Below are 16,231 nucleotides of genomic sequence, written 5' to 3'. Positions count from 1 at the left end.
GGATAGCCAGCCGCCTGCCCAGCGGCTACCTTGGGCGGAACGAAGAAGGGAGTCCTGCCATGGACCGACGCGGTTTCCTGGAATCCTGCACCGCCGGCGCCGCCTGCATGTCCGCGGCGGCCAGCTTTCCCGCCTGGGCGGCGGACGCGAAGCCGAAGGCCTACGCGCGGACCCTGCTCGTCGACGAGCGCGGCGATCCCCTCAAGGCGTCCGCGCTCAAGCCGCAGACCAACTACGTCTTCCTGTATCCCTTCGAGGCGACGCCGGTGTTCCTGCTGGACCTCGGAAAGGCCGTGGGGCCGAACACGCTCAGCACCCAGGACCGCAACTCCTACAGCTGGCCGGGCGGGGTGGGCCCGAAACGCAGCATCGTCGCCTTCTCCGCCATCTGCGCGCACCAATTGGTCTACCCCACGCGCGACGTGAGCTTCATCAGCTTCCGCAAGACGCGGGCGCAGCGGGGGGTGCAGGACGGCTTGATCCACTGTTGCGCCGAGCACAGCCAGTACGACCCCGCGCGGGGCGCCGAGGTGCTGTCCGGGCCCGCGAAGCAGCCCCTGTGCGCCGTGCTGCTGCAGCACGATGCGCAGGCGGACACGCTCACGGCCTACGCCACGCTGGGCGCGGAGCTGTTCGACGAGTTCTTCCGCAAGTACGAGATGAAGCTGAGCCTGGACGTCGGGCCGAAGGCGCGGAATGCGGTGGGCGAGCGGACGGTGGTGCGGGAGCTGGAGCGGTATTGCAAGAATCCGATCCAGTGTTGATGGCGGGATGCTGGGGTGCGCTTCGCGCAACCCAGCCTACGTGCGCGTCGCGTAACCCACCCTACGGGCGCTTCGCGCAATCCGGGTGCCCTTCGTAGGCTGGGTTTCGCGCCAGCGAACCCCAGCGCAACGCACCCCGCGTGCGCGTCAGAGCTTCGCCAGCCGGTCCAGCGCCGAGCGCAGCGTCTCGTCCTTCTTCGCGTAGCAGAAGCGCACCACGCGCTGGTCGAAACCACCGCCGTAGAACGCCGACAGCGGGATCGCCGCCACGCCGATCTCGCTCGTGAGCCACTTGCAGAACTCGGCTTCCTTCAGGTCGCTCACCTGCGAGATGTCCACGCACTGGAAGTAGGTGCCTTCGCTGGGCAGCAGCCGGAAGCGCGTGCGCGCCAGCCCTTCGCGGAACAGGTCGCGCTTGCGCTGGTAGAACGCGGGCAGCTGCAGGTAGGGCTCCGGCGATGCCATGTAGCTCGCCAGCCCGTACTGCATGGGCGTGTTCACCGTGAAGACGTTGAACTGGTGCACCTTGCGGAATTCCGCGCTCAGCGCGGCGGGGGCGGCCACGTAGCCGACCTTCCAGCCGGTCACGTGGTAGGTCTTGCCGAAGCTGGAGACGATCAGCGAACGTGCGGCCAGCCCCGGGAAGCGCGCGGCGCTCTGGTGCAGTTGCCCGTCGAACACCATGTGCTCGTAGACCTCGTCGCTGATGACGAACACGTCGGTCGGCGCCAGCAGCTCCTGCAGCTGCAGCATCTCGGCGCGCGTCCACACGGTGCCGCTCGGGTTGTGCGGCGAGTTGATCATGATCGCGCGCGTGCGCGGCGACAGGGCCGCGGCGATCTTCGGGAAGTCGGGCCGGAAGGTGCCCGGCACCAGCGGCACGCGCACCACCTTGCCGCCGGCCAGCTCGATGTTGGGCACGTAGCTGTCGTAGCAGGGTTCCAGGACGATGACCTCGTCGCCCGGCTTCACGATCGCCAGCACCGCGGTGATGATCGCCTGCGTCGCGCCGGCCGTCACCGTGATCTCGGAGACCGGGTCGTACTTGCGGCCGTAGATCGCTTCCACCTTGGCCGCGATGGCTTCGCGCAGGGGCGCGATGCCCGTCATGGGCGGGTACTGGTTCAGCCCCTTGCGCATGGCCTCCGTCACCGCGTCGACCAGCCTGGGGTCGCATTCGAAGTCGGGGAAGCCCTGGCCCAGGTTCACGGCGCCCTTTTCGGCGGCCAGCGCGGACATCACCGTGAAGATGGTGGTTCCCATCGTCGGGAACTTGGTTTCGATGGGCGGGGTGCGTTCGGAAATGCTCATATGGAACCTATTGTGTCAGCGCTGTTCCAGGGCCACCGCGGAACCGGCTTTGCCGGGCCGCTGGTGGCGCCCCCTCGGGGGGAGGCGGCCGCAGGCCGCATCGGGGGTCATAACTCGTAGTCGTTGCCGTGGCCGCTCATCGCTTTCGCGATGAGGTTGCGGTCGAGGCGGTCGGACAGCAGTTCGGCGAAGCGGTAGACGAAGTTTCGCAGGTAGGCGCCGCGCTTGAACGCCACCCGCGCCAGGTTCTGCCCGAACAGGTGGCCGAGGGGCCGCACGGCGAGGTCGCTGTTGCCGTTGAGGGGATCGTCGCGCACCGCCATCTCGGCGACGATGCCGATGCCCAGGCCGAGGCGCACGTAGGTCTTGATCACGTCGGAGTCGATCGCCTCCAGCGCGATGCGCGGCTGCAGCTTCTTCTGCGCGAACGCGGTATCGATCCGCGTGCGGCCGGTGAAGGACGGGTGGTAGGTGACCAGCGGCTCGGCCGCCAGGTCTTCCAGCGTGACGCGCTCCTTCTTCGCGAGCGCATGGCCTTGCGGCAGCACCAGCACGTGCTGCCACTCGTAGCAGGGCATCGTCACCAGGTCCGGGTAGTCGGACAGCGATTCGGTCGCGATGCCGATTTCCGCCACTTCGTCCAGGATCATGCGGGCCACCTGGTCGGGCGAGCCCTGGTGCAGGCTGACGGACACCTTGGGATAGGCTTCGCGCAGCTTCGCCACGGGAATGGGAAGCACGTAGCGTGCTTGCGTGTGCGTCGTGGCGATGGACAGCGTCCCGCTGTCCTGCGCGCTGAACTGCTCTCCGATGCGCTTGAGGTTGCCGACCTCGCGCATGATCAGCTCGATGCTCTTGAGGACGTGCTGGCCGGGTTCGGTCACCCGCTTCAGCCGCTTGCCGTGGCGCGCGAAGATCTCCACGCCGAGCTCCTCTTCCAGCTCGATGATCGCCTTGGACACGCCGGGCTGCGAGGTGTGCAGCGCCTTGGCTGCTTCCGTCAGGTTGAGATTGCGCCGCACCGCTTCCTGGACGAAGCGAAACTGATGCAGGTTCATGCTGAATTTCTTCTAAAGGAGAAATTCATTATGCCTTCGCTCTTTATTCCAGGGCAATCTTTGCGATCAGGTCCAGCACGCGCCCGTCTTCGCCGACGGGCTTCTGCAACACGAATTCCACCTGCGGGTGGGCGCCGCGCAGCTGCTCCACGAGCGCCGGCAGGTCTTCGCGCGCATGCCGGCCGGTGCCCAGGAACATCGGCACCACGGTGACCTGCACGGCACCTGCCGTGACCAGGTCCGCCACGGCCGCCGGCAGGCTGGGCGCATCCAGTTCCAGGAAGGCGCAGCGCACCAGCGTGTCCGGCCGCATGGTCCGCAGCCGGGTGGCCACGGTTTCCATGGGCAGGCGCCAGAGCGGATCGCGCGATCCGTGGCCGAAGAGGACGACGGCGCGTGCCATGCCTACCGCCTCAGCACGAGCCAGCCGAAGGCGCCGAGCGACATCAGCGTGTACAGGAAGCCGGGTGCCCCGGCCGCCACCCAGGGCTGCCAGTTCTGCAGGTTGCCGATGTAGCCGAAGACGTTGTTCAGGAGGAAGAAGCTGATGCCGATCAGCACGCCGCCGAACACGTAGCTCGTGATCCCGCCCGAGCGGAAATGCAGGTAGGCGAAGGGCAGGGCCAGCACCACCATCACCAGGCACGACAGCGGGTAGAACACCTTGCGCCAGAACTCGATCTCGTAGCGCTGCGAGGTCTGCGAGTTGGCCGCGAGGTGCCGGACGTACTGGAAGAGGGCGATGGTGCTCATGCGGTCCGGCTTGAGCAGGGCCACCGACACCATCTCCTGGGTGATCTCCGTCGGCCAGCGCATCGTGGGAAGCTTGAGGCGTTCCACCTTCGTGGTCCCGCCTTCGCTCTGGAACTCGGTGCGCTCCACGTCCTGCAGCACCCACGCGCCATCGGCGAAGGTCGCGCGCGGCGCCTGCGTGAGCGACACCAGGAAGCCGCGCGAGTCGGCCTCGAAGATGCGCACGCGGTCCATCTGGCCCTCGGGCGTGAGCTGGAAGACGTTCACGTTGTACGAGAGGTAGCGCTGCCGCTCCTTCAGCCAGGCGCCGGTCGTGCCGACCGTGAGGCCGCCGCTCATGCGCGCCTTGAGCAGCTGCGCGGTGCGGTCGGACAGCGGCGCGAGGTAGTCGCCCGTGGCGAAGGTCAGGATGGTGAAGCCCAGACCCAGCACCAGCAGCGTGCGCAGCGCCCGCCACGGCCCGAGGCCGCTCGTGCGCAGGATGGTGTATTCCGAGCTCTGCGCGAAGCGCGCCATCACGAAGATGGTGCCGATCAGCACCGCGATGGGCAGCAGCTCGTAGAGGTGGCTGGGCATGCGCAGCGCCACGTAGACGAGCGCCTGCGTCACCCGGTAGGCCTGCACGCCGCGGCCGACGTTGCCCAGCTCCTCGACGAAGTCGAAGAAGAAGAACAGCCCCAGGAAGCCGACGCTCACGAAGAGGACGGCGTAGAGGACTTCGACGTAGATGAGGCGGCGGATCGTCCTCATGCCGGATCCCGCCGGAAGCGGCGCAGCAGCGGGCGGACCGCCCAGTTGTTGTGCTGCTTGGCGAGCCACAGCGACGCCAGCGCGAAGGTGCCGCCGTGCACGAGGAGCAGGAAGGAGGCGAAGGGGATGCGCTGGCTGGAGATCCAGCTCTGGCCCAGGTTCAGCAGGTTGTAGTACACGATGAAGGCGAACAGGGCGAACACCAGGTTGCCGCTGCGGCCCACGCGCGGGTTGACGCTGGACACGGTGATCGCCAGCAGCACGAAGTTGAGGCCCGCGAGCGCGAGCCCGACGCGGAAGGCGAGCTCCGCCAGGTTGGCCGGCGTGGGGTTGCGCGCCAGGAACAGGCTGGAGCGCGTCTTCACCGGGGTGTTGTCGCCGGGCAGCAGGGAGTTCTCGCGCACGCGGGTGCCGTGCTGCTCGAACTCGCTGATGCGCAGGCCTTCGCCGCGCAGGGAGTTCTCCAGCCGCTGGCCGTTCGACAGCAGCAGGAACTGGTCGTCGCCGATGAACTCCACGCGGCCGCTGCGCGCCGACGTGACCGTCTCCTTGTCCTTCTCCACCGTGGAGATGAAGATGTTCTTGCCCGACTTGTTGTCCGGCGTGTCCTTGTCCAGGAAGAACACGCGGCGGCCGCTCGCGGATTCCTGGAACTGCCCGGGCGCGACCCGCTCGAGGTCGCCGCGGCGGCCGTAGCGGTCCTTGAGGTCCTGCGCCTGCTGGTTGGCCCACGGCCACACGGCCAGGGCCATGAGCGCGATCACCAGGAGCACCGGCCAGGCGAAGCCGAAGAGCGGCCGCACGAGCGCGGACAGGCCGCGGCCGGCGCTGAACCAGATGACCATCTCGCTGTCGCGATACATGCGCGAGAGGGTGCCGACGATGGCGACGAAGAGCGACAGCGTGAGGATGGTCGGCAGGTAGCCCAGGACGGTGTAGCCCATCACCATCATCACTTCCTCGGGATTCACGCTGCCGCGGCTGGCGAGGCTGAGCGTGCGGATCAGGGTCATCGTCATCACGATGGTGACGAGCACCACGAGGGACGCCCCGAAACTGCGGGCCAGCTCCTTGCGTACGGTTGAATGGAATAACATCTGCGGCTTGGCAGGCGCCTGGGCGCGCTGGAACGAACAACAAGGATTATGGACTTCGAACTCAAGACCCTGGCTCCCGCGGGTGCGGCCACCGAGAAGGCCGACGTGCTGCTGGTGCTGGTGACGGAAGGTTTCCAGGCGGGCAAGGACCCGGTCTCGCGCCTCGTGTCGGCGGCCCTGCAGGCCCGCGACCTCGAGCCCAAGCCCGGCAAGCTGCTGCACGCGTACCGCGCCGAAGGCATCGCCGCGCCGCGCGTGATCCTCGCGGGCTGCGGCGATGGTTCGGGCAAGCGGGTGCAGTCCGCGGTGCAGGCTGCCGCGGGCGCGCTGCGTTCCTCCGCCGCCAAGAAGCTCGTGATCCTGCTGCCGGCCGGCACCGGCGACGACGCGGTGCGCGCCGCCGTCTGCGGCACGGCCGAAAGCAGCTACGTCTACGTCGCCACCAAGTCCAAGCCGGAAGGCCGCGAGCTGAAGAAGGTGGTGATCGGCGTCGCCGACGCGGCCGCCGGCAAGCAGGCGTTCCACCGCGCCCGCGCGGCCGCCGTCGGCATCGAGTTCGCCCGCGAGCTGGGCAACCTGCCGCCCAACTACGCCACGCCCACGCGCCTCGGCGAAGAGGCCACCCGGATGGCGAAGTCCCACGGCCTGCAGGTCGAGGTGCTCGGCCCGAAGGAGATCGCGCGCATCGGCATGGGCTCGTTCCTGAGCGTGGCCAAGGGTTCCGCCGAACCGGCCCGCTTCATCACGCTGCGCTACGAAGGCGCGGGCAAGGGCGAGGCGCCCATCGTGCTGGTGGGCAAGGGCATCACCTTCGACACCGGCGGCATCTCCATCAAGCCCTCGGCCGAGATGGACGAGATGAAGTTCGACATGGGCGGGGCCGCCAGCGTGCTGGGCACCTTCCGTGCGCTCGTGGAACTGAAGCCGAAGCTGAACGTGATCGGGCTGATCCCCAGCTGCGAGAACATGCCGGACGGCAGCTCGTACAAGCCCGGCGACATCCTCACCAGCCTCTCGGGCCAGACCATCGAGGTGCTGAACACGGATGCGGAAGGCCGCCTGATCCTGTGCGACGCGCTGACGTACGCCGAGCGGTTCAAGCCGCGTGCCGTGATCGACATCGCGACGCTCACGGGCGCCTGCGTGGTCGCCCTGGGCAACGTGCGCAGCGGCATGTTCGCCACCGACGACGCGCTCGCGCAGCAGCTGGTCCAGGCCGGCGACGCGGCGCTGGACCCGTGCTGGCGCCTGCCGCTGGACGACGAATACGCCGAAGGGCTCAAGACCAACTTCGCCGACGTCGCCAACGTGGCGGGCCGCGCCGGCGGTGCCGTCGTGGCGGCCAAGTTCCTGCACCGCTTCACGCAGAACTATCCCTGGGCGCACCTGGACATCGCCGGCACGGCATGGAAGGGTGGCCCCGCCAAGGGATCGACCGGCCGTCCGGTCGGCCTGCTGCTCGAATACCTCGTCGCGCAGGAAGCGGCCGGCGCGCCCCGCGCGGCCGGGGGCAAGCCCGCTGCGAAAGCCGCGACGAAGCCCGCGGGCCGCCGCCGCGCCGCGGCCTGAGTCCCGCACGCATGACCGAGGTCACGTTCCACTTCAACGTGCAGGACAAGCTGGCGTACGCCTGCCGGCTGCTGCGCAGGGCCACGGGGGCGGGCTACCGCGTCGTGGTGACCGGGCAGCCCGAGATGCTGCGCAGCCTGGACGTGGAGCTCTGGACCTTCTCCCCGCAGGAGTTCATCCCCCACTGCTACGCGGCCTCGGCGGAGCCGCAGGTGCTGGCCGCCTCGCCGGTGGTGCTGGCGGATTCGCCGCGCGGCACGCCGCACGAGCAGGTCCTGGTCAACCTCGGGGGCCGCATCCCCGAAGGCTTCGAGCGCTTCGAGCGCCTCAACGAGCTCGTGTCGGTGGACGAGGACGATCGCCAGCAGGCGCGCGGCCGCTGGAAGCACTATGCGGACCGCGGCTACGCGATCAAGCGGCACGACGTCGCCACGAAGGAGGGCACCTGATGGCCACCAACCGGCCCCCGCCGCGGTTCGTGCCGACGCTGACCGAAGTGGTGCATTCGGGTCCGGCGTCCCTCGGCCCCACCTCCGTGGTCCCGCCGCTGGACCAGCTCGCCGAGCGCGTGCTGCGCCGCGTGGACCTCGTCCTCGAGCGGCGCCTGCGCGAGGAGATCGCCACCGTGGTCCTCGAGCAGACCAGTGCGCTCGCGCCGCTGCTGCGCGAGCGCGTGGAGGACCTCGTGCGCGAGATCGTGTCGCAGGCTGTCGCGGAAGAGATGCAGTCCCGTCAACGCAGCGGCGGCAGCGGCGTTTGAGGCAACGGGGGCTGCGCGCTCGCTTGGCGGCGCGATGGTCGCGATTCGCTGACGCCTAGAACCAATCCCTATGGTTCGGGCTCGGAAATTGCGATATGTTCGCGCCCGTTGAGCAAGAACAACGGACCTCAACCCATTACCCAATCCGGAGGTTTCCCTATGCAATTCAAGCTGAAATTGACGGCCGCGATGGCCATCGCCGCGGTGTGCGGCATGGCCGCCGCCCAGGACCAGGTCGTCAAGATCGGTCACGTCGCACCGCTGTCGGGCCCGCAGGCGCACTACGGCAAGGACAACGAGAACGGCGTCCGCATGGCCATCGAGGACCTGAACGCCCAGGGCGTCACCATCGGCGGCAAGAAGGTCAAGTTCGAGATCCAGGCCGAAGACGACGCGGCCGATCCGAAGCAGGGCACCGCCGCCGCGCAGAAGCTGTGCGACGCGAAGGTCGCCGGCGTGGTGGGCCACCTGAACTCCGGCACGACCATCCCCGCCTCCAAGGTCTACAACGACTGCGGCATCCCGCACGTCACCGGCGCGGCCACCAACCCGGCCCTGACCAAACCCGCCTACGACACGACCTACCGCATCATCGCCAACGACAACGCCCTGGGCGCTGCGCTGGCCCTGCACGCGGCCGACAAGCTGAAGCTGAAGAAGGTTGCCATCATCGACGACCGCACGGCCTACGGCCAGGGCGTCGCCGAAGTGTTCAAGAAGACCGCCGTGTCCAAGGGCATGCAGGTCGTCGACGAGCAGTTCACGAACGACAAGGCGACGGACTTCATGGCGATCCTGACCGCCATCAAGGCCAAGAACCCCGACGCCATCTTCTACGGCGGCATGGACCCCCAGGCCGGCCCGATGCTCCGCCAGATGGAGCAGCTGGGCATGACCAACGTGAAGTACTTCGGCGGCGACGGCATCTGCACGTCCGAGATCGCCAAGCTCTCCGCGGGCGCCAAGACGCTGGGCAACGTGATCTGCGCCGAAGGCGGCGCGTCCATCGCCAAGATGCCCGGCGGCACGGCCTGGAAGGAAAAGTACGACAAGAAGTACCCCAACCAGTTCCAGGTGTACAGCCCGTACACCTACGACGCGACCTTCGTGCTGGTCGACGCGATGAAGCGCGCGAACTCGATCGACCCGAAGAAGTACATCCCCATGCTGAAGAAGGCGAACTACAAGGGCGTCACCGCCAACATCGCCTTCGAGCCGAACGGCGAGCTGAAGAACGCCGCGACCACGCTGTACAAGTACGTCGACGGCAAGAAGACGCCGCTGTAAGCTGCTGATCCGCGGTAACACCGCGTATCCGAAAAGGCCGCCTCCGGGCGGCCTTTTCGTTTCCGGTGCATTGATGCAAAAGCGTCGCTTCCCCGCTCGCGCCATGTAGGCTCTGCGGTGCTTTTCCTGTGGGAGCGCTCCTACAACCCGCGCCAGTACTGGGTTTGCGGGCGATGCACACTTCCTGTCGTGTTGAAGGCTCTTTGGGAAGACAGTACCCTCCCAAGCTCTGTTGACGTGTCAACAGATGCTTACGAATGGGGAATCACATGGAAGTTCTGGCGAAACCGCCTGCCGCTGAGCACCGCGATGGGGATCTGAAACTCGTGCTGAAGGCCTTGTCGGCCTTCCGCCGCGGCGAGCAAGGGGTGACGCTGCCCACGGAGTGGGACGGCCTGTACGGCAAGATCGCCGCCGAATTCAACGAGCTGTCGTCGCAGACGGCGCGCTCCAGCAACAAGCTGAAGTCCGTCTCGGCCGGGCCGCACAGCGGCGCGAAGGCCGGCCGGCGCGTGGCCGACGACAAGCTCACCGGCTTCTGGCAGGAGAACGTGGCCGCGGTCAACGGCCTGCTCGACGAAGTCGAACTGGTGAACGAGCGGACCAAGACGCTCCTGGCCAGCATCACCGAGCTGCGCAAGGGCAATTCGCATGCGGAACTGCCGCACGACTGGACCGGCCTGTTCGGCAAGGTCGCCGATGCCTTCAACGAAGTCGTGGCGCAGAACGTGCGCATGTCGCAGGAGCTCGCGCGCCTCTCGCGCGTGGTCGGCAAGGAGGGCAAGCTGAAGGAGCGCGCCTCCATGCCCAGCAGCGACGGCTTCTGGCGCGACTCCGCCGAATCGATCAACTCCCTCATCGGCGACCTGGTGCACCCGACGTCCGAAGTGGCGCGCGTGATCGGCGCCGTGGCGCAGGGCGACCTCTCGAAGTCCATGGCGCTCGAGGCCGACGGCCGCGCGCTGGAAGGCGAGTTCCTGCGGACGGCCATGACCATCAACAAGATGGTGCAGCAGCTCGGCACCTTCTCCGCCGAAGTGACGCGCGTGGCGCGCGAGGTGGGCACGGAAGGCAAGCTGGGCGGCCAGGCGGAAGTGCAGGGCGTGGCGGGCACGTGGAAGGACCTGACCGACTCCGTGAACTCCATGGCCGGCAACCTGACGGCGCAGGTGCGGAACATCGCGGAAGTGACGAAGGCCGTGGCGGCGGGCGACCTCTCCAAGAAGATCACCGTGGACGTGAAGGGCGAGATCCTGGAGCTGAAGAACACCATCAACACGATGGTGGACCAGCTGCGTTCGTTCGCTTCGGAAGTGACGCGCGTGGCCCGCGAAGTGGGTACCGAAGGCAAGCTGGGCGGCCAGGCCGACGTGCAGGGCGTGGCCGGCACCTGGAAGGACCTGACCGAGTCCGTGAACTTCATGGCCGGCAACCTGACCTCGCAGGTGCGGAACATCGCCGACGTGACCAAGGCCGTGGCCGCCGGCGACCTCTCCAAGAAGATCACCGTGGACGTGAAGGGCGAGATCCTGGAGCTGAAGAACACCATCAACACGATGGTGGACCAGCTCCGATCCTTCGCTTCGGAAGTGACCCGCGTGGCGCGCGAAGTGGGTACGGAAGGCAAGCTGGGCGGCCAGGCCGACGTGCAGGGCGTGGCGGGGACCTGGAAGGACCTCACGGACTCCGTGAACTCCATGGCCGGCAACCTGACGGCCCAGGTGCGGAACATTGCCGACGTGACCAAGGCTGTGGCCGCCGGTGACCTCTCGAAGAAGATCACGGTGGACGTGAAGGGCGAGATCCTGGAGCTGAAGAACACCATCAACACGATGGTGGACCAGCTCCGATCCTTCGCTTCGGAAGTGACCCGCGTGGCCCGCGAAGTGGGTACCGAAGGCAAGCTGGGTGGCCAGGCCGACGTGCAGGGCGTGGCCGGCACCTGGAAGGAGCTCACGGACAACGTGAACTCCATGGCCGGCAACCTGACGGCCCAGGTGCGGAACATCGCCGACGTGACGACCGCCGTGGCGGCCGGTGATCTCTCCAAGAAGATCACCGTGGAGGTGAAGGGCGAGATCCTGGAACTGAAGAACACCATCAACACGATGGTGGACCAGCTCTCCTCGTTCGCCTCGGAAGTGACCCGCGTGGCGCGGGAAGTGGGTACCGAAGGCAAGCTGGGCGGCCAGGCGGACGTGCAGGGCGTCGCCGGTACCTGGAAGGACCTGACCGAGTCCGTGAACTTCATGGCCGGCAACCTGACCTCGCAGGTGCGGAACATCGCCGACGTGACGAAGGCGGTGGCGGCGGGCGACCTGTCCAAGAAGATAACCGTGGACGTGAAGGGCGAGATCCTGGAGCTGAAGAACACCATCAACACCATGGTGGACCAGCTCTCCTCGTTCGCCTCCGAGGTGACGCGCGTGGCGCGCGAAGTGGGTACGGAAGGCAAGCTGGGCGGCCAGGCCGACGTGCAGGGCGTGGCGGGCACGTGGAAGGACCTGACCGACTCCGTGAACTCCATGGCCGGCAACCTGACGGCGCAGGTGCGGAACATCGCGGACGTGACGAAGGCCGTGGCGGCCGGCGACCTGTCCAAGAAGATCACCGTGGACGTGAAGGGCGAGATCCTGGAGCTGAAGAACACCATCAACACGATGGTGGACCAGCTCCGTTCGTTCGCCTCCGAAGTGACCCGGGTGGCCCGGGAGGTGGGTACCGAAGGCAAGCTGGGCGGCCAGGCGGAAGTGCAGGGCGTCGCCGGCACCTGGAAGGACCTCACGGACAACGTGAACTCCATGGCCGGCAACCTGACCGCCCAGGTGCGGAACATCGCCGACGTGACCAAGGCCGTGGCCGCCGGTGACCTCTCGAAGAAGATCACCGTGGACGTGAAGGGCGAAATCCTGGAGCTGAAGAACACCATCAACACGATGGTGGACCAGCTCCGATCCTTCGCTTCGGAAGTGACGCGCGTGGCGCGGGAAGTGGGTACCGAAGGCAAGCTGGGTGGCCAGGCCGACGTGCAGGGCGTGGCCGGCACGTGGAAGGACCTGACCGACTCCGTGAACTCCATGGCCGGCAACCTGACGGCGCAGGTGCGGAACATCGCCGACGTGACGACCGCCGTGGCGGCGGGCGACCTGTCCAAGAAGATCACCGTGGACGTGAAGGGCGAGATCCTGGAGCTGAAGAACACCATCAACACGATGGTGGACCAGCTCCGTTCGTTCGCCTCCGAAGTGACCCGCGTCGCCCGCGAGGTGGGTACCGAAGGCAAGCTGGGCGGCCAGGCTTACGTGCAGGGCGTGGCCGGCACCTGGAAGGACCTCACGGACAACGTGAACTTCATGGCCGGCAACCTGACCTCGCAGGTGCGGAACATCGCCGACGTGACCAAGGCCGTGGCGGCCGGCGACCTGTCCAAGAAGATCACCGTGGACGTCAAGGGCGAGATCTCGGAACTGAAGATCACCATCAACACCATGGTGGACCAGCTCTCCTCGTTCGCTTCCGAAGTGACCCGCGTCGCGCGGGAGGTGGGCACCGAGGGCAAGCTGGGCGGCCAGGCCTACGTGCAGGGCGTGGCCGGCACCTGGAAGGACCTCACGGACAACGTGAACTTCATGGCCGGCAACCTGACGTCCCAGGTGCGCGGCATCGCCAAGGTGGTGACGGCCGTGGCCAACGGCGACCTGGAGCAGAAGCTGACCGTGGAAGCCAAGGGCGAGATCGCTTCGCTGGCCGACACGATCAACTCCATGACCGACACGCTCGCGACCTTCGCCGACCAGGTGACCACCGTGGCGCGCGAAGTGGGCGTGGAAGGCAAGCTGGGCGGGCAGGCCAAGGTGCCGGGCGCCGCCGGTACCTGGAAGGGCCTGACGGAGAACGTGAACCAGCTGGCCGCCAACCTGACGACGCAGGTGCGAGCCATCGCCGAAGTGGCGACCGCCGTGACGCAGGGCGACCTGACCCGCTCCATCACCGTGGAGGCGCAGGGCGAAGTGGCCGCGCTGAAGGACACGATCAACGAGATGATCCGCAACCTGCGCGACACCACGCAGGTGAACACGGAGCAGGACTGGCTGAAGACCAACCTGGCCAAGTTCTCGCGGATGCTGCAGGGCCAGCGCGACCTGGTCGCGGTGGGCCACCTGATCCTGTCCGAGCTGGCACCCGTGGTGGGCGCGCAGCAGGCGGAGTTCTACGTGCTGCGCTACAGCCAGGAACAGCCCAAGCTGCGCCTGATGGCGTCGTACGCCTCGGACGGCCACGGCGCCTATGGCAAGGAAGTCGACCTGGGGCAGGGCCTCGTCGGCCAGGCGGCCTTCGACAAGAAGAAGATCACGCTGACCTCCAGCTTCCCGGAGACGCTGAAGATCGTGTCCGGCCTGACGGAGTCGACGCCGCTGAACGTGCTGGTGCTGCCGATCATCTTCGAAGGCCAGGTGCGCGGCGTGATCGAGCTGGCCTCGGTCGAGCGCTTCAACCCGACCCACCAGGCCTTCCTGGACCAGCTGACGGAATCGATCGGCATCGTGATCAACACGATCGAGGCCAACATGCGGACCGAGGACCTGCTGGCGCAGTCGCAGTCGCTCGCGCAGGAACTCCAGTCCCGCCAGGAAGAACTGCAGCAGACCAACGAGGAGCTGCAGGAGAAGGCCCGCCTGCTCGCGCACCAGAACCAGGAGGTGGAGCGCAAGAACGCGGAAGTGGAACAGGCCCGGCAGGAGCTGGAGAACAAGGCCAAGCAGCTGGCCCTGACCTCCAAGTACAAGTCCGAGTTCCTGGCCAACATGTCGCACGAGCTGCGCACGCCGCTGAACTCGCTGCTGATCCTGTCCGACCAGCTGTGCAAGAACCCGGAAGGCAACCTCACGCCCAAGCAGGTGGAGTTCGCCAAGACGATCCACTCGTCCGGCAACGACCTGCTGATGCTGATCAACGACATCCTGGACCTGTCCAAGATCGAGTCCGGCACGGTGGTCGTGGACGTCAACGAGCTGCGCCTGTCGGACCTGCAGCTGTACGTGGAGCGCACCTTCCGCCACGTCGCGGAAGCCAAGAACGTGGACTTCACCGTCCGCAGCGGCCTCAACCTGCCGGCCTCCATGGTCACGGACGCCAAGCGCCTGCAGCAGATCCTGAAGAACCTGCTGTCCAACGCCTTCAAGTTCACCCACCAGGGCCACGTGACGCTCTCCATCGAGGAGGTGTTCGCGGGCTGGAGCAACGACAACGAGGACCTGGGCCGCGCCCAGCAGGTGATCGCCTTCTCGGTGTCGGACACCGGCATCGGCATCTCGCCGGACAAGCAGCAGATCATCTTCGAGGCCTTCCAGCAGGCCGACGGCTCCACCAGCCGCAAGTACGGCGGCACGGGCCTGGGCCTGGCGATCTCCCGCGAGCTCTCGAAGCTGCTGGGCGGCGAGATCCGCCTGGTGTCCGCGCCGGGGCAGGGCTCCACCTTCACGCTGTACCTGCCGCTGGTCTACATGGCCACGCGCACGGCGCGCCGCGGCGGTCCCGACTACCGCTCCGAGCCGACGATCGCCCCGGTCGCCAAGCGCCTGCCGCCGCCGCAGCAGCCTTCGCCGGGCGCCGCGGAGGAGGTCACGGACGTCGCCATCGAGGCGCCGGTGGAGAACGAGGAGGTCGCCGCGGACAACGTCGCGAACGACGACCGCGACAACATCCACGGGGGCGACCAGGTGCTGCTGATCGTGGAGAACGACCTCGCCTTCGCCCGCTTCCTGCTGGATGCCGCCCGTGCCAAGGGCTTCAAGGGCCTGGTGAGCACGGTCGGCGCCGGCGCGCTGACCCTGGCCAGCCAGCACAAGCCCGCGGCCGTGACGCTGGACATGCACCTGCCCGACATGGCGGGCTGGCGCGTGCTCGATCGCATCAAGCACGACCTGGACCTGCGCCACGTGCCGGTCTGCGTGATCTCCACCGACGACAGCAAGGACCGGGCCTTCAAGTCCGGCGCGCTGGCCTTCCTGGAGAAGCCGATCCGCTCCAAGGAAGTGCTGGACGGCATGCTGGACAAGCTGCACGCCTACGTCTCCCGCCACGAGAAGAGCCTGCTGGTGGCGCTGGACGACCAGGTGGCCCGCAACGAGCTGCTCGCGCAGCTCGAAGGCGAGCAGGTGGACGTGACGGTGGTCGCTTCCGGCGCCCAGCTGCTGCAGGCGCTGGACGACGGGCGCTTCGACGCCGTGGTGCTGGAGGACGGCTTCGGCGGGCTCGACCCGCGCGAGTACCGCCGGCAGGTCGCGGCCCAGGCCAACATCGGGCCGGTGCCGCTCGTCCTCTACCGCGGTGACAACGGCGCCCGCCACGCCTGGCACTCCGACGAGGGCATCACCGTGCAGGAGGTGCACGGCGGCGCCCGCCTGTTCGACGCCGCGCTGATCGCGCTGCACCGCAGCCTGGCGCGCCTGCCGGAGGCCAAGCGCAACGTCATCGACATGGTCTACGAGACCGCCAAGCCGCTCGCCGGCAAGCGGGTGCTGATCGTCGACGACGACATGCGCAACATCTTCGCGCTGGCGACCGTCCTGGAAGAGCACGGCATGGACATCGTCTGGGCCGACAACGGCCGCGAGGCGATCAACCGGGTGGCCAACGACCCGGGGATCCAGGTCGTGCTGATGGACATCATGATGCCGGAGATGGACGGCATGGCGACGATGAAGGAGATCCGCAAGCTCCCGCAGGGCCGGAATCTGCCTATGATCGCCGTGACGGCGAAAGCCATGAAGGGAGACCGCGAGAAGTGCATCGAGGCAGGGGCCTGGGACTACCTGGCCAAGCCGGTGAACACGCCGGACCTGCTGGCGGTGCTGCGCGCGTGGTTGCAGCAGTAAGGAG

The 16,231-nt window shown here is 67.4% G+C and carries 11 protein-coding genes; 6 read left to right on the top strand and 5 right to left on the bottom strand.

Annotation, left to right across the window (positions count from 1 at the left end; genetic code table 11):
• Positions 1-59 precede the first annotated feature (59 nt).
• The gene (locus H8N03_RS11385; protein ID WP_187076299.1) at positions 60-764 is read left to right on the top strand and encodes a twin-arginine translocation signal domain-containing protein; all 705 of its coding nucleotides are present in this window, start codon (positions 60-62) and stop codon (positions 762-764) included.
• Between the two features lie 147 nt (positions 765-911).
• On the opposite strand, the gene H8N03_RS11380 is transcribed toward H8N03_RS11385, so the two are convergent.
• The 5 genes from H8N03_RS11380 to lptF form a co-directional block, all read right to left on the bottom strand.
• Entirely contained in the window at positions 912-2,075 is a 1,164-nt protein-coding gene (locus H8N03_RS11380; RefSeq protein ID WP_187076298.1) for a pyridoxal phosphate-dependent aminotransferase, read from the bottom strand.
• A gap of 107 nt (positions 2,076-2,182) precedes the next feature.
• On the bottom strand, positions 2,183-3,133 hold the full coding sequence (locus tag H8N03_RS11375) for a CysB family HTH-type transcriptional regulator (protein WP_187076297.1): 951 nt from the start codon (positions 3,131-3,133) through the stop codon (positions 2,183-2,185).
• Positions 3,134-3,176: 43 nt separating this feature from the next.
• A complete protein-coding gene (locus H8N03_RS11370) occupies positions 3,177-3,536 on the bottom strand; it encodes a sirohydrochlorin chelatase (protein WP_187076296.1) in 360 nt (119 codons plus the stop codon).
• Positions 3,537-3,538: 2 nt separating this feature from the next.
• Positions 3,539-4,636, bottom strand: coding sequence for an LPS export ABC transporter permease LptG (gene lptG / locus H8N03_RS11365; protein ID WP_187076295.1), 1,098 nt, complete (start codon positions 4,634-4,636; stop codon positions 3,539-3,541).
• Complete coding sequence (lptF, locus tag H8N03_RS11360) at positions 4,633-5,733, bottom strand: LPS export ABC transporter permease LptF (RefSeq protein ID WP_187076294.1); 1,101 nt, start codon at positions 5,731-5,733, stop codon at positions 4,633-4,635. Before lptF ends, lptG begins: the two co-directional genes overlap by 4 nt.
• Before the next feature lie 48 nt (positions 5,734-5,781).
• On the opposite strand from lptF, the gene H8N03_RS11355 reads away from it, so the two are divergent.
• From H8N03_RS11355 to H8N03_RS11335, 5 genes are all read left to right on the top strand, one after another.
• Positions 5,782-7,302, top strand: coding sequence for a leucyl aminopeptidase (locus tag H8N03_RS11355; protein WP_187076293.1), 1,521 nt, complete (start codon positions 5,782-5,784; stop codon positions 7,300-7,302).
• Positions 7,303-7,313: 11 nt separating this feature from the next.
• Entirely contained in the window at positions 7,314-7,751 is a 438-nt protein-coding gene (locus H8N03_RS11350; protein WP_187076292.1) for a DNA polymerase III subunit chi, read from the top strand.
• Positions 7,751-8,062: a hypothetical protein gene (locus tag H8N03_RS11345; RefSeq protein ID WP_187076291.1), complete on the top strand. Its 312-nt coding sequence runs from the start codon at positions 7,751-7,753 to the stop codon at positions 8,060-8,062. Before H8N03_RS11350 ends, H8N03_RS11345 begins: the two co-directional genes overlap by 1 nt.
• A gap of 159 nt (positions 8,063-8,221) precedes the next feature.
• On the top strand, positions 8,222-9,349 hold the full coding sequence (locus H8N03_RS11340; RefSeq protein WP_187076290.1) for a branched-chain amino acid ABC transporter substrate-binding protein: 1,128 nt from the start codon (positions 8,222-8,224) through the stop codon (positions 9,347-9,349).
• Between the two features lie 269 nt (positions 9,350-9,618).
• On the top strand, positions 9,619-16,227 hold the full coding sequence (locus tag H8N03_RS11335; RefSeq protein WP_187076289.1) for a HAMP domain-containing protein: 6,609 nt from the start codon (positions 9,619-9,621) through the stop codon (positions 16,225-16,227).
• Positions 16,228-16,231 lie beyond the last annotated feature (4 nt).

Origin of the sequence: Ramlibacter cellulosilyticus (genome assembly GCF_014297465.1) — a bacterium.
Taxonomy (GTDB): domain Bacteria; phylum Pseudomonadota; class Gammaproteobacteria; order Burkholderiales; family Burkholderiaceae_C; genus Ramlibacter; species Ramlibacter cellulosilyticus.
This window is presented reverse-complemented; position numbering and strand designations above follow the sequence as displayed.